The organism is Wolbachia endosymbiont of Drosophila bicornuta, from assembly GCF_028982105.1.
Taxonomy (GTDB): Bacteria; Pseudomonadota; Alphaproteobacteria; order Rickettsiales; family Anaplasmataceae; genus Wolbachia; species Wolbachia pipientis.
In genome coordinates this window covers 1-24,636 of record NZ_JAPQLF010000078.1, presented here as the reverse complement: position 1 = coordinate 24,636, position 24,636 = coordinate 1, and the positions used below count along the sequence as shown (strand labels likewise).

The window sequence follows — 24,636 nt, the reverse complement described above, 5'->3', positions numbered from 1 at the left end:
TATGTGCTTATGCCTATGGTAGAGCGGTAGCATATTATGATCTGTTCGGATTATTGTAAAAAGAGCTATACTTCTCAACTTGACGCACATGATGTCTTGCAGCATCATCTACTGTCTCTAAATAAATCATTGCTAGACATATACCACTGTGTACTTCTACGGATACCTTATTGCCTAAACTTCGATTAAAGCAAGAATTTTTTCCCGGAAAAGCAAGATTACTAAGGTGCAGTTCCCATTTTAATCCTTTGGTTGATATTTGAGCTCTCGGTATACCAAGTAAAGATATTTTAGTATTTTTTGGCAAAGAAAAAAAATGGGTAATACCTTTTTGTATAGCTCTTTTTACAATAATCCGAACAGATCATAATATGCTACTGCTCTACCATAGCCATAAGCACATATCTTATCCTATTCGGACTATTGCGAGAAGTGCTATAAAGTGTAACCTACCATGGGAGGTGAAGGTGTGTAAAAGATACTATCTGTACTTAGAAAAACGTTAATATTTTGTAGTATATGATCAATTGCTCCTCCAGTAATACCTGTTATTATCGATGGCAGTAACTTCATTGTCTTTAAATGGGCTATGGCTTTAGAAAAGTCACAATAATCTTGATCAGGTAGATATATCGTATTCAAATTAGCACGTAAATCCAGATTTACGCTATCCAAATCTCCTACTACAAGATCAGGTTTTACGCCAATTGATAGAAGCTTGTTTGCTCCTCCATCTACAGCAATAATAGGTATATCTCGTTTAAAAAACGATGAATCAGGTATTTCCCCATTTAGCACAACAATAGAACGATATTGTTGTTGTATGCTACAATGTAGTACATGATTATGAAATGCTTCACGAAGCTTTTGCATCGTAATAACATTTTTGAATAACCGATATTAGCAATTATACTAATTATTATCCAAACTAATCGTTGGTTGTGCATCTTGCTCAGAGATTAGGGCAACCAACAAATTATTTATCAATTGAACCTTTTGCTTGCCATCTAATTGTAAGCTTTTGTTTTTTTCAAAATGAGCTATTACTTCCTCGACAATTCCTATTGCATTTTGCACTATAAGCTTTCTTGCAGAAGTGATAGCATGTGCTTGTTGACGCCTTAACATTGCTTGTGCAATCTCGGACGAATACGCCAAATGCGATATTCTCGCTTCTGTAATCTCAATTCCTGCAATATCTAATCTTTGTTGTAACATTGACTGCAATTCACTCGAAATTTTATCAGAATTTTTACGTAAAGATTCCTCATCGCTTTCGCTGTCATACCGATAGTTACTAGCTAATTCTCTTATTACTGAGTCACTTTGTACAAAAACAAATTCGTGATAGTTGTTAACATTATAATACGCCTTTGCAGGACTGCTCACTCTCCAAACAATTACTGCTGAAATCTCTATTGGACTTCCATTGGCATCATTAACTTTTATTTTTTCTGTGTTAATATTCTGAAATTTTAGGGAAACTATATATTTGCTTGAAAAGGGAAGCGTTACACATATTCCAGACTTAAAATAAGTTCCAATATAATGACCAAAAAATTCTATCACTCTTGCTTCATTAGGGTAATTAATAAAAAATCCTTGAAGAAAAGTCAAAATTGAAACGGCAGCAACTCCAAGTGCAATTGTGCTGTCATATGCCAAAAAAAGCAGCGATAAAATTAATCCTAGCGCTATTAGTACAGGAAAAGCCCGAATTTGACTCAAATTCTATCGTTTATCGTATTCTTATCCATATTGTCTTTAAACTTCTTTTTCACTTGAACTCTCTCTGTTGATCGTTTTGTTTATCTTATTTACAAATAGTTTAAACTCTCTTAATTCATTATCAGGCAATTTTACTTCAGTTTTATGTGCTATCGTAAGCGGATCAATGTGTTTGCCATTATATATAACTTCGTAATGTAAATGGGGTCCTGTTGCAACACCAGTGCTACCAACATAAGCGATGATCTGCCCCTGCTTTACTTTAGAGCCTAACTTTATATCGCCACTAAATCTACTTATATGCGCGTAACAGGTTGAATATTCATTTTTGTGTTTTATTTTGATGTAATTTCCATAGCCACCATTCTTTCCTATATATTCTATCACACCCTCTGCAGCAGCGTATATGGGAGTGCCAAGTTTAGCTGCATAATCCACTCCTTTGTGAAAAGCAATTTTACCGCGAACAGGATGCTTTCTATTGCCAAATTTTGAGGATATGCGATAATCTCCATTTAAAGGATTTGCAAAAATTTCGCCATTTTTTAAGCTTATTCCTTCTTTATTAAAATACCTTTCTTTGCCGTCTTGCGATTTATAATGATATAAACTAATAGCTTTCTTGTTTATTGTCAGTGAAGCATATAAAATTTTTTCTTCAGTCTTCTGATTATTAGGCAATCTCTCAAAAAGAACCTCCAATTTACTCTTCGGCACAATGTCTTTTTTAAAATCAACACCGAAATCTTTATATATGTTGATCAATTTCACCACTGTATTTGGCGCCAACCATTCCGTGGCAAAAAAGGAAGATTTTATGGTACTGGATATGAATAACAACTTTCTATCACTTTCTGTCGTCAAAGTAGCTTTTTTTTTTCTGATTCCATGCTGGAATGGCTGTGCAAGATCTGTTGATGTTTCAGTAGCATATGCTGGTAAAATACAAAGCAATACAAATATTACCAGCCTCATAGCTTATCAACAAAAGTAAAATTACCTTCCACATACTGTACATCATCATTATCTTCCAGCTCTTCAACCAATGCAGATAATTTATCAATCAACTCTTTATCGCTAATTTCAATTAGATCTTTTGGCTGCCATGAAAGACGAGCAAGTTCTGGTTCTCCGAATTTTGCATAAAAGGCATCGCGTACTTTACCAAAATCTTTTATTTCACAAGTTATAACGTGTAATCCTTCTTTGTCATTTTCCTCAACATTCAATACTTCTAATTCGATTCCATGACTGAATAAATCGTCAAAATTCATACCTTCTGCTTTATAGACGATTAAGCCTACATGATCGAAAAGGTAACTAACACTTCCTGTTTCTCCTAAATTTCCACCTTTACGAGAAAAGATATAACGTACCTCAGAAGCAGTACGGTTGCGGTTATTAGTCAAGGCATGGACAATGAGTGCAGTGCCAGAAGGCCCATGACCTTCATATTGTATTTCCTCGTAATTTTCTCCAGCAACGTTACCAGTTGCATTTTTTATTGCTGTTTCTATTTTATCTTTTGGTAGATTTTCCTTGCGTGCAGCAGATATGGCAGAGCGAAGGCGCGGGTTGAGTTCGGGTAGCCCTTGCTTTGCAGCAACTGCTATTTCTCTAATCAGCTTCGTAAATTTTTGAGAGCGCTTTGCATCCTGAGCACCTTTCCGGTGTTTTATATTTGAAAATTGTGAATGACCAGCCATATTCAAATAGTTAAAAACCTAATTATATATCAAAGCATAGAAAAAGCTAAAGCAAATTTTCAAGCCTCTGGCTTGGCATCTTGCAGGTTTTCTGCTAATAACATACTTTCATACTGCTCAGCTTCTAAGTCAAGGCCAAGGGCTGAATGGGCTTCTACTAAATAGTTAATAGACTTAGAAAAATATTTAGAATCCTTATAGCTTGCCATATTCTGGAAACGCTTAATTGCTGCTAAATATTCACCACGCCTCAGGTAAAATTTACCGATAGAATACTCTTTTGTTGATATATGTTCTGTGATTAATTTTGCTCTTTCCTTTATCTCGTCTACATATTCGCTGCCTGGAAAGAGATTAATGTACTCAGTGGCTAGCTCTAAAGTTTTATATGCAGTTTGCTGTCCAAGTTGCACTTTATTAATTTGCATGTAATAAGATAATACCCTTAAGTAGTATACATATGGTAAATCTTCACCATTTGAATAAACATATATATAATCAGCCATATCACTTGCAGCACTGCTATAGTTACCAATATTATAGTGAGAGACCCCAGATAATAATTTTGCTTTCATTGCCCAATAAGAAAAAGGATACAAATCCTCTATCTTATGAAATGCCCTAATAGCTTGTTTATATTTTTTCTGGTCAAAAAGTTCAACTGCTTCTTCATATAGTTCAGTTTCAGCTTTTTCAAGATCATCCGCATACGATTGTGTAAAGGAGCAAATTAGGAAAATAAAGCACGTGATTAAAGTCTTATACATAAGATTTTTTTCGATCAAAATAAAGTATAGACCTAAATATTACTTAAATAAATAAATTTCTTAGGCAATAGCCGGTCCTTCTTCTTTATAACTACGGTCAGAACTACCTGCATTTCTTGATTCACCTCGTCCTTCCACTTTTGGATCTTTCAGCGTCTTACTGTAGGAATGTATAGTTAAGACCTGTACAGCCACAAAAATTGCAATACCTATCAAGCCTAAAGTAGGTCCAACAGCAGGATTTAAGGACGATGCTAATGCTATTAACATTATCCTTCTTATTAAAAATACAGAAGAACCAGCAAGCGCCAATCCGGCTACAGATATATTGCTAGTTTTCTTGCTAGATTTCTCATCAAGATCAGACTTTTCTGTTTCCTTTTTCTTATTTTTTTAATGCTTATCAATATAAGAAACAAGAGTTGCAAGAAAAGCAATTGCATTGGCAAGAAATAAAATTGCATCCTCTGCTGCTTCAAGTGAAGATGTTTCACCCATTATCATACCTACAATAACCAGTGCAGTTGTTATAGCCTCAATATAGATCAAACACTGACCTATATCAGAAATATTGTGCTCTTTTTCCTTTACTTCCTCTCCATTTTCAATAATCTCCAACTCTCGTTCTTTTTGTGCTATCTTCCTATTATTGTAAATTAAATATAGCGTACAAATAAGAGATAAGACTGTAAAAGGTAATATAGTGTGGCTTAGCGCGCCACTTATCAAGCCAAGTAATACCTGATCGCTATATGTTTTTTCCAGTTCAATCGCCATCAGCAATGTAAATGGGACCATTGTTGCCAATGATGCACATTTTCTATATAGCTCTCTTTTTTTTAGTGCTAATAGTTCCTGTTCTAGCCTTTCTCTTTTGACTTCTTTATCAACTGTTGGCCAAAAATCCCAAAAAAACTCTTCTAATGGTTCAAAATCTCTTTTTTTCTTATTCTTTCCTGGAACCTTTTTAGTAGAAGAAAATTTGCCACTAGGTATTTTCATAATATTAACCTAATTAGTTGTAAGTTAATACAATTATACACCTTTTTGCTTTCTGAGTCAACATCACTAAGATATTAACTACTCTTGTCTATTAACTATTTCCTAGGAGATTTAATCAATCTGTTTGATGCCGGCTAGGATATAATTATAGCCTGACCACATAGTTATAATAGCTGCAACCCATAAACAAATCGCACCTGTATATTGAATCATATAATAATCGTTCATTATTAGCGCTACTACAGCAACCATCTGTAGAAATGTTTTAATTTTTCCAGCTTTGCTTACAGGTAGACTAACATTTGTAGCTATCAAAAACTCCCGCAAACCCGAGACTAATATCTCCCTACAGATGATGATAATCGATGGTACTATTGTAAAATCATTTATCTTCTGCTTATAAACTAGCATAATTATCGTTGAAACCACTATTAATTTATCAGCAATTGGATCAAATAGCTTGCCAAATTTTGATTGGACTTTCCACGCACGCGCCAAGTAACCATCAAAAAAATCCGTAATGCACGCAAACACAAAGATTGATACTGTTATCAGGCCTGCATATTTATTTTCTATATAAAAACTTAATATTATTGCTGGTACTGCAAGCGCACGAGAAATTGTAAGCAAATTAGGCACGTTTTTCTTAAGCATGTAATACCATTCTACGTAGTAGGTAAACTTATACAGAAGTACACCAGAGTTCACAAGCTAATAGTTTACAATTGAACATTTATAAAAACTCCATATACTTAAAAAATACAAGCTTAAAATATAATGATGTAATGATGAACGATGATTTAGATAGTACCACAAAACAAGAGGCACTTAATTATCACAGTAGAGGTGGTAAACCTGGTAAAATTTCGATCATGCCAACAAAACCTTTATCTACCCAGTATGATTTGTCACTTGCTTATTCCCCTGGCGTTGCAGCTCCGTGCCTTGAAATAGCTAAAAATCCTGAGGTTGTTTATGATTATACGGCAAAAAGCAACTGTGTTGCTGTCATTTCAAATGGCACTGCAGTGCTTGGACTTGGTAATATCGGTCCTCTTGCTGCAAAACCTGTCATGGAAGGCAAAGCTGTTTTATTTAAGCGTTTTGCTGATATTGATGCAGTTGATATAGAAGTTGGTACAGAAAATATAGAAGATTTTATCAATGCAGTAAGGTACCTTGGGCCAAGTTGGGGTGGGATAAATTTGGAGGATATAAGATCTCCCGATTGTTTTATAATAGAGAAACGTCTGAATGAACTGATGGATATTCCAGTGTTCCATGATGACCAGCATGGAACTGCAGTGGTTGTTGCAGCTGGTATAGAAAATGCTCTTGATATTGTCGGAAAGAAATTAGAGGACGTTAAGATCATTATGAATGGTGCTGGAGCAGCCGGTATTGCATGTTTAGAAATACTAAAGTCCATGGGCGCTAAAAATATAGTGCTGTGTGATAAGCAAGGAGTAATATACAAAGGTAGAAACGAGGACATGAATGAGTGGAAGGAAAAATATGCAATTGATACTTCCGAACGTTCTCTACTTGATACAATAAAAGGCGATGATGTATTCATCGGACTATCTGCAAAAGATGTGTTAAATGAAGAGATGTTAAAGAGTATGGGCAAAGACCCGATTATTTTTGCTCTTGCCAATCCCGATCCAGAAGTAAGGCCTGAGTTTGCAAAATCTGTGAGGCCAGATGCAATAATTGCAACTGGTAGGTCAGATTACAACAACCAAGTCAACAACGTAATGGGTTTTCCTTATATATTTAGAGGGGCACTTGATGTACATGCAACAACAATAAATGATGAAATGAAAATTGCAGCTGCAGATGCAATAGCAAAGCTTGCCCGTGAGCCAGTACCAGGTGAGATATCTGCAGTCTATGGCGGTCGTAAAATGGGCTATGGACGTGAATATATAATACCTACTCCATTTGACCCAAGATTAATTTCTATAGTAGCTCCTGCTGTTGCAAAAGCCGCAGTTGATTCAGGTGTTGCAAGAAATGCAATACAAGATTGGAGTAAATATGAAAATCAATTAAAATCTCGTCTTTCTAATGTTCTCAGCACTCTGAATTTACTATCTTCACATATGTAATTTATTGGATAAAGTTAAAAGTGATAAACCAACCCAAACTCTAAGCCATATATGCCAAACCTATTGGTAATGGTTGCAGTTGTTGATTCAACACGTGCAGTTTCATCAACCTTACTTCCTCCACCGGCAGGAGTATATCCTTCACCAGCTAGTATCTTTATTCCTGGTACAATATCTTTAAATTGGTTATCAAGGATACCAAAATAGCGTAAACCAGCAAATGCTTGAGTTTGTGCTGTAAGTTGGTGATTGATACCAAGTTTTGCTTGGTAAGCCAAGGCATATCTGGTTTTTCCTAGAAATTTAACCCTAGTTACACCTGCACCAATACCAACATATGTGGTGAATGGCATTTTTGCTATATTAAAATCACGATATACATTGACCATTCCAGCTAAGTTATTAAAACCTTCATTTTTCATCTTAAATGCAGCTCTGAACTCTGCTTCAACACTACAATTTTCTTGAATGTGAATATCAACCTTTCCACTTCTCCAAGGTGAATTGCATTCCGCTCCAGTAGACGCATCATTGTGACGACGAAGTTCAATATATCTTGCTTTTTTCTTATCTGAATAATCTTCATCATACAAGTTAGTCTGAGAATATAAGCCTTCAAACTCAACTCTCATATTTTTGAATAAATACCCTATTGCAGCACTAACGGCAAACCCTGGAACATATTTAGGACTGTATCCAGCTTCAATTCGCTCCTTCTTATTAAAACTAAAAACCCCCTCTGTTATATTGTCACCTGCATCTTCTTTTCCTTCTAGAGAACCTATTGCATTGAAGAATTCTCCAAAATATTTAGCTTTGATGTAAACATTCTCTAAGTTATTTATTTTATCATCGTAAGATAAGGACCTAAACGAAAAAGTTAGCAAAACCAAAGATATGTGAATTTAAATCTTTCGCCCACCACAAAGCCTCCCTGCATAACTTGTCATTCCATTATTATAGTATGCTTCTATTTTTTGTGATAGCAACTTTTTATTGCGCTCAATCGTTTTAGATTTATAATGAAAGTATTGTAATTTAAAGCAAATCAATGACTATTGCAATTCACGAATTAGAGAGGATCATCAAACAATCGTTCCCCGACGCTGATATAAAGATTCATGATCTTGCTGGAGATGATGACCATTATCATTTAAAAATAAACTCCAAGTGTTTTCTTGGAAAGACAAAAATAGAACAGCATAAAATGGTATATAAAGCTCTGGAAGGTCAGTCTATACACGCCTTGCAACTGGAAACTAATACTTAAAAATAAGGTGAATTTATGAGCAATTTTGGACAAATAAAAAAAGATATAACAGAAAATGATGTGGTATTGTATATGAAAGGCACTTCTGATTTTCCTCAATGCGGATTCTCTGGACTCGTCGTGTCAATCCTAAAAAAATTGAACGTGAAGTTTAAGTATATTAACGTGTTGGAGAATGATGAAATACGTGAATCTATAAAAAAGTTTTCTGATTGGCCAACAATTCCACAATTATATATAAAGGAAGAGTTTATTGGTGGTTGCGACATCACTCGCGAGATGTACGAAAAAGGCGAACTGCAAAGTTTATTGAAGGAAAAAAAAATTATTGCGGAATAAGTACCAAGAAACCAGTGCCCAGACGCTGGATAACGTAGTATTGCTATGAAAAAGGATCTTATGTCTTAAACCGTATCCGTTCAGGGGAGCGGCAAAATAAGGTAGACAAAGCAAGATAATAATGTTGATGTTAACACTATCGTCAAGTTTACTGGCCTTTCTATTAGTGAGATTGAAGAATTAAGTGTGAGCGGTTACAAATAATTTACCATTTCTTCTGGTTTCACTATCCTTTCAAACTCTTCCTCAGTGAGGAGTTGAAGTTTTGCTGCTGCTTCTTTTAGAGTGATATTTTCTTTATAAGCAAGCTTCGCCATTTTTGCTGCATTGTCGTACCCTATATGCGTATTTAATATAGTGACCAACATCAACGACTGATTCAGTAAATCTTTTATCCTCTCTTCATTTGCTTTAATACCAACTACACATTTTTCTGTAAAATTTAAACTTGCGTCAGCTAAAAGTCTTATAGACTGCAAAACATTGTAAATTATCACTGGCTTAAACACATTCAATTCAAAATGACCGTTTGAACCACTAATGGTTACAGCAACATGATTTCCCATAACTTGAGTGCATACCATAGTCACCGCTTCACACTGAGTTGGATTCACTTTACCTGGCATAATTGAAGAACCAGGCTCATTTTCCGGTAACATTATTTCCCCAATTCCGCATCTTGGACCAGAACCAAGCAACCTTATATCATTTGCAATTTTCATTAAACTGACTGCTACTGTATTGAGTGTTCCACTGAGCTCAACTAAAGCATCATTTGCTGCTAGCGCTTCAAATTTATTGCCTGCTGAAGTAAATGGAAGGTTAGTAATTTCTGCAACTTGGCTTGAAAAATCTTCAGCAAAACCCTTTTTAGTATTGAGTCCCGTGCCAACTGCAGTGCCACCTTGTGCAAGCTCATATATATCACTTAAAGTTGATTTTACTCTCTCTATCCCCTTTTTAATCTGGACTGCATAGCCAGAGAACTCCTGTCCTAGTGTTAGGGGCGTTGCATCTTGCAGATGAGTACGTCCTACTTTTATTATATCTTTAAATTCCTGAACCTTATTATCCAGCACCTTATGCAATTTTTCAAGATTTGGAATAAGCAAGCAGTTTATTTGCTCTGCTGCTGCTATATGCATTGCTGTTGGAAAGGTGTCATTTGACGACTGACCATAATTCACATGATCATTTGGATGTATCGGAGATTTACTACCCAAATTACCACCTAAAATCTCTATTGCGCGATTGCTGATCACTTCATTCATATTCATATTAGTCTGCGTTCCGGATCCGGTTTGCCAAACAACAAGCGGAAATTCATTATTAAATTTGCCATCTATTACTTCCTTTGCGGCTGCGCAGATTGCGTCCCCTACCTTATTATCTATGCTACCCTGCTTCATGTTAACATGTGCTGCTGCAAGCTTTACTATTGCTAATGCTTTAATCAGAGGCTCTGGCATTTTTTCTGTGCCAATCTTAAAATTTTCTAAAGAACGCTGAGTCTGCGCTCCCCAGTAATGTTCACTTGGTACTTTTACTTCCCCTAAGCTGTCTGATTCTATTCTCGTCTTTCTATCCATATTTTCCTCCTGGTGTTATGCAAACTGGTTCACTACATAATTTTTTCATGCCTACTTCTTGGTTAATTAAATCATACTAGATCCAAGTAGTCAAGTGTACGAACATTGCAATTTTCAGGTATAGCCTTTCTTATAATAGTCCGAATGCGATAAGATATGTGTTTATGGCTATAGCAGGCCAGTAGCATATTACGGTCTGTTCGGATTATTGTAAAAAGAGCTATAACTTGCATGGTAGATGTACAACTGTACGAACATTGTCTAGCAGGAGGGTGTCATCCCAGCGCCCCTATGATGTCATCACAGTGCTTGACACTTGGATCCAGAAATTTTATTAAGTTGGTAAGCATAAAAGTAGCCGTTTTATGTTAAAATACAACGTTTTGATGATTATGAAAAGGCTGGATCCCAGTGTCTGGGCACTGGGATGACACCATCTGCCACGCAAACTGCCTGCAAATTGCAATGTTCGTACAGTTGTGTGGTAGATGCAAGTAGCTGACACTGGGATTTGTTGTGTTTAACAAAAACAAATGTTCGTACAAATATATTCTAGTTATATGATAAAATAAATGAAATTCACATCTTAAAAGGATCATATACATCGATTTCCTTAGAATTACTCTTTTTCAATTTTTCACTTAATAATCTTAAAATAGGCTGTAAATCACCATTAATTGATAAGCACAGCACTTCTTTATTGAGATAATTAGCTAGGTGATTCTTCTTTTCCAGAATTTCTGCTTCCCTCAATAAGTCGCATTTGTTTAATACTACAATCTCTTCTTTTTCAACAAGATCACTATTGTAAAGCTCCAATTCATTATGGATACAACTATAAGCCGAAACAACGTCATCGTGAGTTACATCGATTAAATGAAGTAAAATTTGACACCTTTCTATGTGCTTTAAAAATTTATGCCCGAGCCCAACTCCAAGGTGAGCATCAGTAATTATTCCAGAAATATCTGCTATTATAACTTCGCTATCATCCACTTTTACCATGCCTAAATGAGGTCTTACGGTGGTAAATGGATAATCGCCTACTTTTGTATCGGAATTTGAGCAGCGAGTCAAAAATTTTGATTTACCTGCGTTTGGCATGCCAATAATTCCAACATCTGATAAAACTTTTAGTTTTAATAATACATGTTTTTCTTCCCCAGGCTGACCGTAAGTAAAATGTCTTGGTGCCTTATTAGTAGAAGATTTAAAATTAGTATTTCCAAGTCCACCTTTTCCACCCTGTGCTACTTGAAATTCCATACCAGGCTTGTCAAGGTCTACTATTATCTCTTCACTTTCTTCATCAATTATTTGTGCACCGACTGGAACTTTAAGTATAACGTCTTTCCCTGCTGTGCCAGATCTATCCCTGCCTGCACCATTTTTTCCACTATCTGCTTTAATGTGTCTTCTATAACGAAAATGAAGCAAAGTGTTGAGATTAGCGTCGCTGATGAAAACTATGTTTCCACCCTTTCCTCCATTACCACCATTTGGACCACCAAATTCAACGAACTTTTCTCGACGAAAACTTGCACAGCCATCACCACCGTCACCGGCTTTTAAACACAATTTTACTTCGTCTATAAAACCCATGCTAACCCACGATAATATTTAGCATCCTTTCCTAACGTGCTTTCTATTCTCATTAGCTCATTATACTTCGCGAGTCTATCAGAACGCGATAGCGACCCGGTTTTTATTTGCCCGCAATTTGACGCAACTGCTATATGAGATATTGTTGTGTCTTCTGTTTCACCTGAGCGATGAGAAACAACAGCTTTATAGCCATTTGATTTTGCCATTTCAATAGCAGCAAAAGTTTCTGTTAACGTCCCTATTTGATTTGGCTTGATCAGTACAGCATTTGCCATTTTTTCCTCTATTCCTTTGCATATCAGTTCACAATTTGTAACAAACAAATCATCCCCAACCAATTGAATTTTACTCCCCAATTTTGCAGTAAGTAATTTCCAACCTTCATAGTCGTCTTCACTCATTGCATCTTCTATAGAAATTATTGGATATCTTTTCACAAGATTACAATAATATTCAGTCAACTCTTCTGAAGTAAGCCCCTTACTTTCAAATTCGTAAATTCCATCTTCATAAAAAGTAGATGAAGCAACATCAAGGCCCAGTGCAAAATCACTTTGCGCTGAATAACCTGCTGATTCTATAGCGTATATGATCAAGTCAAGTGCTTCTTCAGTGCTTTCAATATTTGGTGCAAAACCACCTTCATCTCCTACGTTTGTGCTATAACCTTTTTTCTTAAGAATGCTACGTAAGTTGTGGAACACCTCCGCAGATATTCTGATAGCTTCACTGAAAGTCTCAGCACCGACCGGAAGAATCATGAATTCTTGGAAATCGAGCTTATTGTCTGCATGTACTCCACCATTAATTATGTTAATGAGTGGAACCGGCATAACACTCATCTGCTCTCCTCCCAAATATCTGTAGAGCGGCATATTGAAGCTGTTTGCTGCTGCTTTTGCAACCGCAAGAGACACACCCAAAGTTGCATTTGCTCCAAGTTTAGATTTATTTTTTGTTCCATCCAGTTCAATTAATGCTTTATCAATTGCATTTTGGTCCGCTGCATTCATTCCAATGATTTCATCTGCTATTATCCCATTTACAGCTTGAACAGCTTTCAGCACTCCCTTACCACAATACCTTTTCTCATCTTGGTCCCTGAGTTCCAAGGCTTCTAATTTACCGGTTGAAGCTCCAGAAGGTACAGATGCCCTGCCTATTGCACCATCACAGAGCTCAATTTCTACCTCAATAGTGGGGTAACCCCTGCTATCTAAAATTTCTCTTGCAAATACGTTATTGATTATCTTATTCATTACATTAAACCTTAACTTCCGCAATAAGTGCTGCAGTTCCCTTTGCCAATTTAGCTATATTACTACCAGCACCAATAAATAATACTATATCACTTGGACTTGTCGAATCACTAATAAAATGTGAAATGAGCAAAGCATCATTCATAATTTTTGTGTTATTAAATCCATTACTGATTAAAGCTTTTTGTATATCATCAATCCCACAACCAGGAATAGGCTTGTCTTCTGGTGGATGAACAGGAGTGAGGATGACATAATCAAACATCATGAAAATTCGTATGAATTCATCAAAAAAATTACGAATGCGGGCAAAACGAAGTGGTTCGATAATTCCTATTACTTTTCCTTTAGTAATCGAACGTGCAGCCGTTAAAGTTGCATATATTTCATTTGGATGATGGGCATAATCCTCAATTAACTTAACACCTTTAATATCGGCAATCAAAGAGAATCTTCTTGCTACTCCTTGAAATTCCAAAAGGCCTTTTTTAATATCTGCATCGCTAATTCCGAGCTTTATCGCAACTGATATTGCAGCTAGGGCGTTGCTTACTTTGTGAATTCCAATTGCATTTGATAGTACTATGTTTTTTAAAGGGCTGGATCCCAGTGTCACGCACTGGGATGACATCTCTGTACACTTTCCTTTTGTCATTCCAGCACGTAATGCTGGAATCCAGTTGTTCAACACATCAAATTCTATGCTGTTAGCATGCTGTTTAATGTTGCTGGCTCTTATGCTACCATTCTCAAACCCAAACGTTATAGAATTACCCGCATCATAATCGATGTCTACAGAATCAGGTAAAACTGCAGAACCTGCATTATTCACGAATTGGGAAAATGCATTTTTGATATTATCAAATGTGCCGTAATAATCTATGTGGTCATTGTTAATACTTGTTATGACAGCAATCTTTGCAGGGATTTTTAGCATAGTTCCATCAGACTCATCAGCCTCGATCAGAAAAGTGTCACTCCCTCCAAGTTTGAAGTTGCTCTTATAGGAATTTAATATCCCTCCTACAGTTACAGTCGCATCAATGCCAGAATGATCAAAAATGGAAGCAATCATAGCGGTTGTTGTTGTCTTTCCGCTCGAACCTGAAACCGCTATCACATATTTATCTCTTAAAAGTTCAGCAAGTATGTCTGATCTATGCAAAATGGTTTTATTGTTATTTTTTGCCGCAATTAACTCCACATTATCAGATTCTATCGCAGAAGAATGTACAACTATTTGAGCTTGGCTTATATTATCAGCATTGTGACCAATATAAACCTCTATACCCAGCTTTTGTAACCTATTTATATTGTCGTTTGATTGTGCATCACTACCTTGAACTTTGTAATTGGAATTGTGAAGAATTTCAGCAATGGCACTCATTCCAATTCCACCTATACCAATAATATGTATTATTCCTTTTTGAGTTTTGTTAATATTTAGCAGTAGATGTTTACTCATTACTAAATTTATTATAGTATAATTTAAAATCCTCATAGTATCGAACCCTCTTACCGAATACAATGATAAAAAACCTAACCTTTCTATGTCTAATATTTGTTTTGATAAGTAGCTGCAGTTTTAGCAACAGGTTTAACTGCACTGCAGGTCATTATAAAATTGGCAGCAGCTACACAATAAATGGTATAACTTATTATCCAAAAAACTGTAAACACTATGAAGAGATAGGGATAGCATCGTGGTATGGAATAGAAGATCATGGCACACTTACAGCAAATGGTGAAGCGTTTAACCGTCACTTGATCTCTGCAGCGCATAAGACTTTGCCCTTACCCTGCTTTGTTCTTGTCACTAATTTAGAAAATGGAAGAAAGCTTGTTACAAGGGTTAACGATAGAGGGCCTTTTATTGAAGGCAGAATAATAGACTTATCAGAAAAAGCAGCTCAAGTCTTAGGATTTCATAAATCTGGGCTTGCAAAAGTAAAAGTTCAATACCTAAGAAAGATGTCAGAACAATTGATACAAAATACTCCTCATTACAGAAAGGAATATGAAAAAGAAATGCAGAAACGTCATCCGAAACAAGACAGTGCAGAAAGTAAGGGATATATTGCATTTTTTAAAAGTGCTCAGGCTGCTAAATCAGCTGCATCAAAGCTTCGCAATCAAGGAATAAAAAATGTTAGATTGCTTTTTAAGAACGATCAATATTGCGTGAAAGTGAGTTATAGGTAGTGGTGAGTGCAGAATTTGAAAGATTTGGTTAATGTAAGGAACGCTGGCTAACTATTGTAAGTTAAAAATGTGATATAAAAAAGATATCAACAATTTATAGCTATACCACCGCGATATCTCTTAGCCGCTAACACGTAGCGGAATGACGAGCTTATCGTCACGCCACCGCTAACCGTCATACCGCGATTTATTCGCTGTATCTCAGCCGCTAACAAGTAGCGGGATGACGAGCTTATCGTCATGCCACCGCGAACCGTCATGCCGCGATTCATTCGCGGTATCTCAGCCGCTAACAAGTAGCAGAATGACAGCAATCCTACGTCATACCGTCACGGTATCTCTAGATCCCGCTAACAAGTAGCGGGATACTTGACCTTTACAGGAATGACAGTTGTCGTTTAGCTATAAATGTTAAGAAATTTACCAAATAAAAAAAAAGGCAAAGAAACCCTAGGGTAGCTAGTATTCAAATTCTCCCTTGTCTATTTGACGTCTTTTACTGTCTTAAACACTTTATAAGCGCGTTTCGGCCTGTATAGGTAGAAACCTAAAAGTTTTATAAAGACACGAGGTGCACATAGTGCAAAAAATTAAGCATGACTTACGCCAAATACATTAAGTTTTTTATCATTAATCCACCGCAGAGATTGCGAAGATAAATAAATAGCTTCAGTTTCATGATAAGAGGGCTGGCGGAGTTTGTCAAGTAAGTTTTTCGTTTCATCCAATGCGCTGCCAAAAGTTTGTTATGCAAGAATGCACTAGCCATTTCTCACAGATTCATTTAGACTTAATCAAGTAGGAGTATTATTAACGCGAAAAGAGTTTAATTAGAGATTTAAGTGATATGGCGCGTGAGGAAGATATAAACCAATTAGTAGAAAATGGATTTGATATTAACTCAAAAGATGCAAGTGGAATCACTCTCTTGCATAAGTTCACAAAAGAAGGAGATTTAGTTGGAGTAAAGTCATTACTAGAGCACGAAGCTGATTTCAATGTCGTAGACAACGAAAATAGAAACCCTCTGCATTACGCCATTATGCATGGACACAAGAAAGTTGCTAAACTTTTTGTTAACCAACTGACAATTAATTCCAAGGATAAAAATGGATTCACTCCACTGCACCTTGCTGCACTACAAGATGACACGGAATTAATAGATTTTTTGATAACAAAAGGCGCAAAAATTAATGAAAAAGATGCCAAAGAGGGCTATACTCCTCTTCATATAGCTTCACTATACGGTTCTAAAAAAAGCGTCCAAATTTTAATTGATAGCGGAGCAAATCTCGAATGTGAAGATAACAATTTTCGTACTCCTTTGTTTTTAACCATTTATCAATGCACCGCACATTATGACAGCAGAGCAGAAATTATAGAATATCTGATAAAGAAAGGTGCAAATATAGAAGCCAAAGATGCAGAAAATAACACTACGCTTTTCCTAGCAGCGTATAACAACAAAATGCAAATAGTAAAACTTATTGCAAAAAAACAGCAAGCAAGTAACGATAAAATTAAACTTAAAGAGTTTTTTTGCACAAAAAACAACCATGGTTTTGATGCGTTAGATTGCGCTATTGAGCATAATAATAGAAAAATGGTAACATTTCTTGTTTCAAAGGGAATAGAAGCAAACGATCAAGATTTTAATGGTAACGCTAGGCTGCATAAAGCTAGCCATAATGGTAACACTAAAACAGTTAAGCTCTTATTGAAGCTTAAGGTAAACGTTAATGCTGTTACTAAATGTAACAGAACTCCCTTGCTACTCGCAGTTAAAAAAGGCCATACACAAATTGTGAAAATGTTATTGGAAGTTAGAGCCAATATGAACATTTGTGAGCAACAAGGTTTTGCACCTCTACATCTTGCTGTTCAAAAGGATTATTTTGATATAGCTCAGTTGTTAACAGAAAAAGGTGCAGACCTTAACATTAAGTGCAATAACGGTCATACCGCAATAGATATGTTCATTAGCAAGGCTCATAGCAAAAAAAACATCGAAGAAAATTACAAAAAATTTTGTAGATTTTTTATGCTTTACCTGAAAGAGCTACATAGTAAACACAAAGCCTGTTGTATACTTTCAACCCTAGCTCTAAGCTTAACAATTATAGGCTTACCATTTATTTTCAAGCCTATTATTAAATACAGAGAAAGAAGTAAAATATATAAAAAAATTAGGGCTATGCTGGTCTACATTTAAGTACAAGAAGAGTATACAAAAAATACATAGCCAAAGCTAATACACGACAATTATCTGCTCGATGAAAATGAGATTAAATACATTTTTAATATTTTTATAGAAATCTATTAGTATAGATTTTGTATGCTGTTCTAATGGCTATTTTTAAATGCTTAATACTCCTCTTCATTATTTCTTGCACACATCTACCTACCAAGCAATATCCTATTAACATAGACAATTATAAGCACGATTATCCGTTGCAACAATATAACACCTCTTTGGAGATTAATGAATCGGCAATACCAGAAATTATGCCTTTACCAATAGAGTTTCCCGATCTCACAATCAGTAATCAGCTTATTTCTATTAATGTTAGTGAAGAAGTATCAGTAAAGGATTTGCTGATTGATATAGGAAAACTTTCTGACGTTAACTTGGATATGGACCCAAAAATATCGGGTAATATTATTTTAAAGCTAAAAGATAAGGATATAAACGAAGTAATTCAGAGTATAGCAAATAGCGCCAAACTGCGTTACTCAACAAGTAATGGTGTAATTAGAATTGAGCAGGACTTGCCATACGCACAAAATTATTACGTAGACTTCATCAATATTCAACATTCTTCTCAAAGCAGTTTCGTCATTAATAACAATATTACTAACAATGATGGAAGTAACGTTGATAGGGACTATAACAATGTTATGAAGTCTCAATACAGTAGTGACTTATGGAATTCATTAGAAAAAGGCTTGAATGCAATAATGGATGTTAACGGGGTGGATGATGGCGAATTCCTTTCATCCAACAGAGAAGCTGGTGTTATTATTTTGAATGCTAGAAAAGATATCCACAAAGCTGTTGAAGAATATATTAATAAGGTTAAGAAGTTAGCGTCTTCTCAAGTAATGATAGAGGCAAAAATAGTTGAAGTTGTGCTAGATGACAAATACCTTTCTGGTATGAACTTAAATGACTTACAAGATGGAACTAAGTCTATAATAAATCAAGATAACTCCATTATTAACCTAGCAATGAACTTTGGTGCAAATGATCTAGGAGATTTAGTAAAAAATTTAGACAAATTTGGCACTTCAACTGTAATTTCAAGCCCCAGAGTACATGCTATAAATAATCAGCAAGCGATGATTTCATTTACTAAAAACCATATTTATTTTACCTCCGATATACAAAAAGATACTAGAAACTCTAATCAGACCTTAATTACCAAGATGAATAGCGTCCCAATAGGTGTTGTGCTAATAATCCACCCAAGCATTAACATTGATACTAGTGAAATATTCATGGATATACATCCAACTTTATCAAGAATTAACGGCTACACTAAAGATCCAGATATAGAGTACGTCGCACAGCAGAGTAAAATGAAATTAAATAGCGACATTCCAATTGTTGAAATCAGAGAAATGAACTCTATGTTAAAAATTAAGAGCGGTGAAATTATGGTAATCGGCGGGCTTATAGAACATAGAGAAGATAAGCAAAGCTTATTGCATCAGAAATCAAAAAGGCTAGCGAATAATATTAGAACAGTAGAAACTGTCATTTTTTTAAAAGCAACAATCGTACCAACATTTGGTTTGTTAGATAGAAAAGATAAGAATTTATATATATATTAAATTATCACTAAAAATTAAATATCAAACCAACTTCAATATTGTGAGTAGATATGTCATCTGCAACAGGTACCGGAACGCTAAAGTAACGATAGCCGAGAAAGGTTTTGATTTCTGGGATTATTGAATAATCAACACCAAGTTTTATTTGATAAGCAAACCAAGGAACATTCAGTGGCATTGAATTTTGGGGTGACCCATTAATCCTTTTTAATCTAAAAACTGTTGGTCCTATACCAAGACCGATGTACGGAGCAAATTGTGTATCCTGAACGCTGGGATTATAATAGAAGTTTAACAAAAACGCAAATATACCTGCTGATTTATCAAATACCGTAGGAGAATTACTATCTTCAATATTGGCTATAGAATACGCGGCTTCAAAATCAATTTTACCATTTTCTCCAGCATAGTAACCTAAAGACATGCTGCTAAACCACTGGAAATCAATTTTACCATCAAATTGCTGTATACTTTTAATTTCATCTGCCACTATATTTTTTATTATAAAACCATAATGACTTTCAACTAAAGTTAGGACTCTTTTTCCTATTTCTTGTATACCCTTTACAAATATTTCTGAATTATCATGGTATACCTTACCACCGTTAGCGCTAACATAAAAATCAAGTTTTTTTGATTTTTCTTTTGTAGGCTCAGCTTGATCTGCAATACGTGACCACATATTTTTCTGATCAGCTACTTGGAAAACAGAAGGTGGACTACTTTCAAGTTCTTGATATTTTATTGGTGTTTCTTTTGCAGTAACCTCCTCAGAACGTATCACACTTTTATTATTGTCTGTTTCTAATTTTAAGGGTTGTACTTGCTCAATGTGTGTATCATTACTAATATAAGTAATAAAAAAATAGACACATGAAATGAAAATCAAAAATAAAGTAATAGATATTCTAGTTATCATAAATGAATTCACAATTATCATTTACAGTATAATTACTATATCGTATATTTCTTCAATGTACAAAAATTAAGAAAAAATATTTCCAATTAGATAATTATTTTCCACTCCTTTAACATTAACTTTCACAATACTCTTGGCTTGAGCTTTTGATTCAAGCTTTATTAATGCAAAATTTTCTGCTCTACCGACATTATTTTGCTCAACCAGAACACTTTGCTTAGTGTTGATCAAGGATTGACAAAAACTGCTCATAATTTCTTTATTTACTTCTCTTAAATTTTTTACTCGTTCTTTACGCACATTCTCTGGTACTTGTGGCATTCGTGCAGCAGGTGTATTTTTCCGCTCTGAATATGGAAAAGCATGTAGGTAAACTATATTTGTTTTTTTCAGTAAATCAACTGTATCCTGAAACATTTCATCAGTTTCTGTTGGAAATCCAGCAATAATATCAGCGCCAAATGCTATATTAGGCCTCAAGCTCTTCATTTTATGACAAAATTCTATCACTTGTTCTCTGTTGTGACGACGCTTCATTCTCTTTAGTATTAAATTATTACCAGATTGTAGACTCAAATGTAAATGAGGCATAAGTCTTGACTCATTAGCTATTAAATCCATTAATTCGTCGTCAACTTCAGCAACATCGATAGAGGAAAGTCTTAGCCTCTTCAACTCTGGTATATCCTTTAAAACTCTCCTAATCATTGAACCAAGTGATGGCTTACCCAACAAATCTGTACCAAAGTCAGTAATATCAACCCCTGTAAACACTACTTCTTGATATCCATTTTCTACAAAGATCCTGATTTGCTCTATAATACTGTTTATTGGCACAGATCGATTATTCCCTCTTGCCTCAGTAATTGAACAAAATGTGCAGCTATGATTACAACCATTTTGAATTTCAATAAATGCCCTTGACTTATCTTCAAATCCATTAATTAGAACAGGTTCTACTTGGTTATCACTGACCAAGATTTTATCGTCATTTAGTAAGTAATTTTCAGCTTTTAGCTTATCTTGATTACCAAGCACTTTACTTACACCAGGAATGCTACTGTAAACTTCTGGATCCAACTGAACAGCACAACCAACTACGATAATTTCTTTATTTGGATCATTTTTGTAAATCTTACGTATCTTTTGCTTTACCTGACGTTCTGCTTCGTTTGTCACTGCACAGCTATGCACCACAACAACATTTTCTCTCTTTGCTTTTTTTAATGCTTCTTTGATTAACTCGCTCTCGTAAAAATTTAGACGACAACCAAATGTTATCACTTCATTCATGTTAGTATTTTTTGCTTTAATAGACCTAAATTATATCAAATATCCAAGCAAAGTCTCTTGCATGACTATTTTTTTGTAAATAAATGCTATGCAAGCAGCAGACACTGGGATCTCAACGATTTTCACTCAGACACAGTATCACTCCTTTGCTTATTATAGTCTTTTGACCTTTTTAAGATACAATCCGGATTGGATACTGAGTTGGTGAGTATAAAAGTATAGCTTCTACGTCATACCGCTGCGGTATCTCTTAGCCGCTAACAAGTAGCGGGATGACGATTGTCGGTGAATCTAAGTTACCTTAGCTACATTTCTAGCTGTAACTATAAATGTATGGATTTTTTATCGTGCCATGTTATAATTAACGTCTTGCTAAAAATTAAATATTGATGAATGAACTAAGAAAGTTAAGTATTACACAAATGCATGACGGGCTCAAAAAAAAGAGTTTTTCTGCCGTTGAACTCGTAGAGGGGCACATCAGTGCGGTTGAAAATGAGAAATTAAATGCATTTATAACAAAAACCCCAGAGATAGCAATGAAAGCTGCTAAAGCTGCAGATGAACATTTCTCTAGGCAAAAGGATGATTTAATCTCGCCGCTCATGGGTGTACCAGTTGGCATCAAAGATCTATTCTGTACAAAAGGAATAAAAACAACAGCATGCTCAAAAATGCTGGAAAATTTCGTTCCGACTTACGAATCTACGGTGTCTGACTTGCTTTTAAAAAGTGGAGCAGCCATGCTCGGTAAGCTTAATATGGATGAATTTGCTATGGGTTCTGCGAACACAAATAGCTATTTTGGCCCTGTTGAAAATGTGTGGATTAGAAAAAGCGATGGGGAAAAAGTTGTTCCTGGTGGATCATCTGGTGGATCTGCAGCATCGGTGGCTGGATTTTTATGCGCTGGAGCACTAGGGAGTGACACCGGTGGATCTGTGCGCCAACCAGCAGCTTATTGTGGAGTGGTTGGAATAAAGCCAACTTATGGAAGATGCTCGCGTTTTGGTATGATTGCATTTGCGAGTTCTCTAGATCAAGCAGGAGTCATTACTCGTTCTGTCTCTGATTCAGCATTAATGCTGGAAGCAATCTGTAGCTATGATACAAAAGATTCAATATCAAGCGAAAAGCCAGTGCCTAAATTTTCTAGCTTTACAAATGGTGATGTCAAGGGTAAGCGTATTGGTATACCAAAAGAATATAGGATGGATGGAATTTCAGAGGAAATAGTCCATAATTGGGAGAAAGTTGCTTCCTATTTAAAAGAAAATGGCGCTGAAGTTGTTGACGTTACTCTGCCACATACTAAATATGCAATACCAGTCTATTATTTAATTTGTTCTGCTGAAACTTCATCCAATCTTGCTCGTTATGACGGTGTGCGTTATGGGTTCAGGGTTGATGCTGATACCCTTGAAGAAATGTATTCACTAACAAGAGCAGAAGGTTTCGGTAAAGAGGTGAAAAGAAGAATTTTAATTGGCGCTTATGCGCTTTCCTCAGGTCATTACAATGAATATTACGAAAAAGCACAGTGTATCAGGGCATTAATCAGAAATGATTTTATAAAAGCGTTTGAAAAAATAGATTACATACTTATGCCATCTGCTCCAACAGAAGCTTTTGGCTTAAATGAAAAGCCAGATCCGCTAATTATGTGCATCAATGATGTGTTTACTGTGCCGGCAAATCTGGCAGGATTGCCTGCTATTTCTGTTCCTGTTGGGCTCTCCAATGAGGGTTTACCACTTGCCTTGCAAGTGATTGGAAATTATTATGATGAAGCCGGAATATTAAATGTGGCAAGTGTGATAGAGCAAAATTGCGGCAGAATAATTAGACCTCTTGCATAATCTATTTTTTGATAGTAATTTTTGCATTAAAATTTGCTTACGCTCCTCAACGTACTCTATGGTTCCATTTTTAGATGAATAGCAAAAACAGGGTATATTAATCTGTTTACAAAATTTTCGTGTAACAGTTCACACTTATAGCACTTCTCGCAATAGTCCGAATAGGATAAGATATGTGCTTATGGCTATGGTAGAGCAGTAGCATATTATGATCTGTTCGGATTATTGTAAAAAGAGCTATAATTAAACCATAAGCGTCAAGTTAAGGAAATAAAGGTATGAAAGAGATAGAATAATAAGGTATAAGTTCTCCAAGATATACTTTTAGTGAGAGAACCAATGAATAAAATAACTTGCTTATCAAAAAAGCTCAAAGAATTTTTTAATGAAAAAGCAGAGGAAATCTCAATTACAACAAGGTTTATAAAAAGAAAGAGAAAGCTAAAAGGTTCATCATGCGTAAAAGCCATGGTCTTGGGTAATATAGGAGTTGATAATTGTAGCGTAGAAACAATGTGTCAATTACTAAACGAGGACTCGATAGATATAACAAAACAAGGTTTGGATTTTAGATTTACTGAAGAAGCAGTGGAATTTATGAAAAGGATGTATAATGAATCTGTGATTCTCTTTAAAAATATCTTGCAAGTTGATTGCAAAATCTTACAGCAATTTAATAGTGTTAAATTATTGGACAGTAGCTATGTTACTCTACCTAACAGTATGGAAGAGATGTATAAAGGTTATGGTACTAGCTACAGTGGCTATGAAAGCAATACTAAGTCTGGAATAAAGTTACAATTAGTTTTCGACTACATGAATCAGATAATAGACCAACTTAATTTAACGGAGTGGGTAAGATCAGACCAGGGATATAGGAAACATTTAAGTAATATATTAAGCAATGATTTGCTAATATCTGATCTCGGTTATTTTGTGCCAAGTTCTTTTAAACAAATCAATGAAATAGGAGCTTATTTCATAAGTCGTTATAAATCCGATACCAACATATATGATGTAGAAACAAATCAAAAAATGGAGTTATTAGAATGTTTAGAGGATAAGTTATTTTTAGAAAACGAGGTATTGTTAGGAAAAGAAGCAAAAATTAGAGTAAGAATTATATGTCAGAAACTAACTGAAGAACAGTATA

Annotated in this window: 25 protein-coding genes and 2 pseudogenes; 9 read left to right on the top strand and 18 right to left on the bottom strand. The window is 35.3% G+C overall.

Annotated elements, in window-relative coordinates; genetic code table 11:
* Nucleotides 1-34: 34 nt before the first annotated feature.
* Entirely contained in the window at nt 35-307 is a 273-nt protein-coding gene (locus tag OZD68_RS02120) for a hypothetical protein (protein ID WP_275008882.1), read from the bottom strand.
* A gap of 64 nt (nt 308-371) precedes the next feature.
* Between OZD68_RS02120 and OZD68_RS02115 the strand changes: the two genes are divergently transcribed.
* Nucleotides 372-506, top strand: coding sequence for a hypothetical protein (locus tag OZD68_RS02115; protein ID WP_275008880.1), 135 nt, complete (start codon nt 372-374; stop codon nt 504-506).
* A gap of 40 nt (nt 507-546) precedes the next feature.
* Here the strand turns inward: OZD68_RS02115 and OZD68_RS02110 are convergent.
* From OZD68_RS02110 to pgsA, 8 genes and pseudogenes are all read right to left on the bottom strand, one after another.
* Nucleotides 547-873: pseudogene (locus OZD68_RS02110) on the bottom strand (thiamine diphosphokinase); the annotation flags it as partial.
* A gap of 39 nt (nt 874-912) precedes the next feature.
* Nucleotides 913-1,757: pseudogene (locus OZD68_RS02105) on the bottom strand (SPFH domain-containing protein).
* Between the two features lie 7 nt (nt 1,758-1,764).
* Complete coding sequence (locus OZD68_RS02100) at nt 1,765-2,703, bottom strand: M23 family metallopeptidase (protein WP_182309400.1); 939 nt, start codon at nt 2,701-2,703, stop codon at nt 1,765-1,767.
* Nucleotides 2,700-3,434, bottom strand: coding sequence for a YebC/PmpR family DNA-binding transcriptional regulator (locus OZD68_RS02095; RefSeq protein WP_182309401.1), 735 nt, complete (start codon nt 3,432-3,434; stop codon nt 2,700-2,702). The genes OZD68_RS02100 and OZD68_RS02095 overlap by 4 nt, the downstream gene beginning before the upstream one ends.
* Nucleotides 3,435-3,493: 59 nt before the next feature.
* The gene (locus OZD68_RS02090; protein ID WP_182309402.1) at nt 3,494-4,201 is read right to left on the bottom strand and encodes an outer membrane protein assembly factor BamD; all 708 of its coding nucleotides are present in this window, start codon (nt 4,199-4,201) and stop codon (nt 3,494-3,496) included.
* Between the two features lie 60 nt (nt 4,202-4,261).
* The gene (locus OZD68_RS02085) at nt 4,262-4,471 is read right to left on the bottom strand and encodes a hypothetical protein (protein WP_259365990.1); all 210 of its coding nucleotides are present in this window, start codon (nt 4,469-4,471) and stop codon (nt 4,262-4,264) included.
* A 123-nt stretch (nt 4,472-4,594) separates the two neighbouring features.
* Entirely contained in the window at nt 4,595-5,203 is a 609-nt protein-coding gene (locus tag OZD68_RS02080) for a hypothetical protein (RefSeq protein ID WP_259365991.1), read from the bottom strand.
* Between the two features lie 111 nt (nt 5,204-5,314).
* Complete coding sequence (gene pgsA, locus OZD68_RS02075; RefSeq protein ID WP_182309403.1) at nt 5,315-5,857, bottom strand: CDP-diacylglycerol--glycerol-3-phosphate 3-phosphatidyltransferase; 543 nt, start codon at nt 5,855-5,857, stop codon at nt 5,315-5,317.
* Nucleotides 5,858-5,991: 134 nt separating this feature from the next.
* Between pgsA and OZD68_RS02070 the strand changes: the two genes are divergently transcribed.
* Nucleotides 5,992-7,314 carry a malic enzyme-like NAD(P)-binding protein gene (locus tag OZD68_RS02070; RefSeq protein WP_182309422.1) on the top strand — a complete coding sequence of 441 codons (1,323 nt, stop codon included), beginning with the start codon at nt 5,992-5,994 and terminating at the stop codon, nt 7,312-7,314.
* 14 nt (nt 7,315-7,328) lie between these two features.
* Here OZD68_RS02070 and OZD68_RS02065 read toward each other — a convergent pair whose 3' ends face one another.
* The gene (locus OZD68_RS02065) at nt 7,329-8,201 is read right to left on the bottom strand and encodes a P44/Msp2 family outer membrane protein (protein ID WP_182309404.1); all 873 of its coding nucleotides are present in this window, start codon (nt 8,199-8,201) and stop codon (nt 7,329-7,331) included.
* A 164-nt stretch (nt 8,202-8,365) separates the two neighbouring features.
* Here OZD68_RS02065 and OZD68_RS02060 point away from each other — a divergent pair, with 164 nt between their 5' ends.
* Nucleotides 8,366-8,584, top strand: a complete 219-nt coding sequence (locus tag OZD68_RS02060; RefSeq protein ID WP_006280012.1) for a BolA/IbaG family iron-sulfur metabolism protein — start codon at nt 8,366-8,368, stop codon at nt 8,582-8,584.
* 15 nt (nt 8,585-8,599) lie between these two features.
* Entirely contained in the window at nt 8,600-8,923 is a 324-nt protein-coding gene (grxD, locus tag OZD68_RS02055) for a Grx4 family monothiol glutaredoxin (RefSeq protein ID WP_182309405.1), read from the top strand.
* 194 nt (nt 8,924-9,117) lie between these two features.
* On the opposite strand, the gene fumC is transcribed toward grxD, so the two are convergent.
* The 5 genes from fumC to murC form a co-directional block, all read right to left on the bottom strand.
* On the bottom strand, nt 9,118-10,512 hold the full coding sequence (gene fumC / locus OZD68_RS02050) for a class II fumarate hydratase (RefSeq protein ID WP_182309406.1): 1,395 nt from the start codon (nt 10,510-10,512) through the stop codon (nt 9,118-9,120).
* A gap of 368 nt (nt 10,513-10,880) precedes the next feature.
* Complete coding sequence (locus OZD68_RS02045; RefSeq protein WP_231115872.1) at nt 10,881-11,111, bottom strand: hypothetical protein; 231 nt, start codon at nt 11,109-11,111, stop codon at nt 10,881-10,883.
* Entirely contained in the window at nt 11,092-12,114 is a 1,023-nt protein-coding gene (cgtA, locus tag OZD68_RS02040) for an Obg family GTPase CgtA (protein ID WP_182309407.1), read from the bottom strand. The genes OZD68_RS02045 and cgtA overlap by 20 nt, the downstream gene beginning before the upstream one ends.
* Nucleotides 12,102-13,376, bottom strand: a complete 1,275-nt coding sequence (gene eno / locus OZD68_RS02035) for a phosphopyruvate hydratase (protein WP_182309408.1) — start codon at nt 13,374-13,376, stop codon at nt 12,102-12,104. The genes cgtA and eno overlap by 13 nt, the downstream gene beginning before the upstream one ends.
* A gap of 4 nt (nt 13,377-13,380) precedes the next feature.
* On the bottom strand, nt 13,381-14,877 hold the full coding sequence (gene murC, locus OZD68_RS02030) for a UDP-N-acetylmuramate--L-alanine ligase (protein WP_182309409.1): 1,497 nt from the start codon (nt 14,875-14,877) through the stop codon (nt 13,381-13,383).
* 26 nt (nt 14,878-14,903) lie between these two features.
* On the opposite strand from murC, the gene OZD68_RS02025 reads away from it, so the two are divergent.
* On the top strand, nt 14,904-15,578 hold the full coding sequence (locus OZD68_RS02025; RefSeq protein ID WP_182309410.1) for a septal ring lytic transglycosylase RlpA family protein: 675 nt from the start codon (nt 14,904-14,906) through the stop codon (nt 15,576-15,578).
* Between the two features lie 86 nt (nt 15,579-15,664).
* On the opposite strand, the gene OZD68_RS02020 is transcribed toward OZD68_RS02025, so the two are convergent.
* Nucleotides 15,665-15,892 carry a hypothetical protein gene (locus OZD68_RS02020; RefSeq protein ID WP_275008873.1) on the bottom strand — a complete coding sequence of 76 codons (228 nt, stop codon included), beginning with the start codon at nt 15,890-15,892 and terminating at the stop codon, nt 15,665-15,667.
* Between the two features lie 533 nt (nt 15,893-16,425).
* Between OZD68_RS02020 and OZD68_RS02015 the strand changes: the two genes are divergently transcribed.
* Both OZD68_RS02015 and OZD68_RS02010 read left to right on the top strand, forming a co-directional pair.
* Nucleotides 16,426-17,790, top strand: coding sequence for an ankyrin repeat domain-containing protein (locus tag OZD68_RS02015; protein WP_182309411.1), 1,365 nt, complete (start codon nt 16,426-16,428; stop codon nt 17,788-17,790).
* 134 nt (nt 17,791-17,924) lie between these two features.
* Nucleotides 17,925-19,412, top strand: a complete 1,488-nt coding sequence (locus OZD68_RS02010; RefSeq protein ID WP_259365993.1) for a type II secretion system protein GspD — start codon at nt 17,925-17,927, stop codon at nt 19,410-19,412.
* A gap of 7 nt (nt 19,413-19,419) precedes the next feature.
* Here the strand turns inward: OZD68_RS02010 and OZD68_RS02005 are convergent, their stop codons facing one another.
* Nucleotides 19,420-20,331, bottom strand: a complete 912-nt coding sequence (locus OZD68_RS02005) for a P44/Msp2 family outer membrane protein (protein WP_182309413.1) — start codon at nt 20,329-20,331, stop codon at nt 19,420-19,422.
* A gap of 66 nt (nt 20,332-20,397) precedes the next feature.
* Nucleotides 20,398-21,624: a tRNA (N(6)-L-threonylcarbamoyladenosine(37)-C(2))-methylthiotransferase MtaB gene (gene mtaB, locus OZD68_RS02000; RefSeq protein WP_010082135.1), complete on the bottom strand. Its 1,227-nt coding sequence runs from the start codon at nt 21,622-21,624 to the stop codon at nt 20,398-20,400.
* Between the two features lie 389 nt (nt 21,625-22,013).
* Here mtaB and gatA point away from each other — a divergent pair, with 389 nt between their 5' ends.
* Nucleotides 22,014-23,483 (top strand): Asp-tRNA(Asn)/Glu-tRNA(Gln) amidotransferase subunit GatA, encoded by a 1,470-nt coding sequence (gene gatA / locus OZD68_RS01995; protein ID WP_182309423.1) that lies wholly within the window; start codon nt 22,014-22,016, stop codon nt 23,481-23,483.
* A gap of 339 nt (nt 23,484-23,822) precedes the next feature.
* Nucleotides 23,823-24,636 (top strand): IS4 family transposase (locus OZD68_RS01990; protein WP_275008717.1); only part of this gene is annotated, 814 nt, incomplete at its 3' end.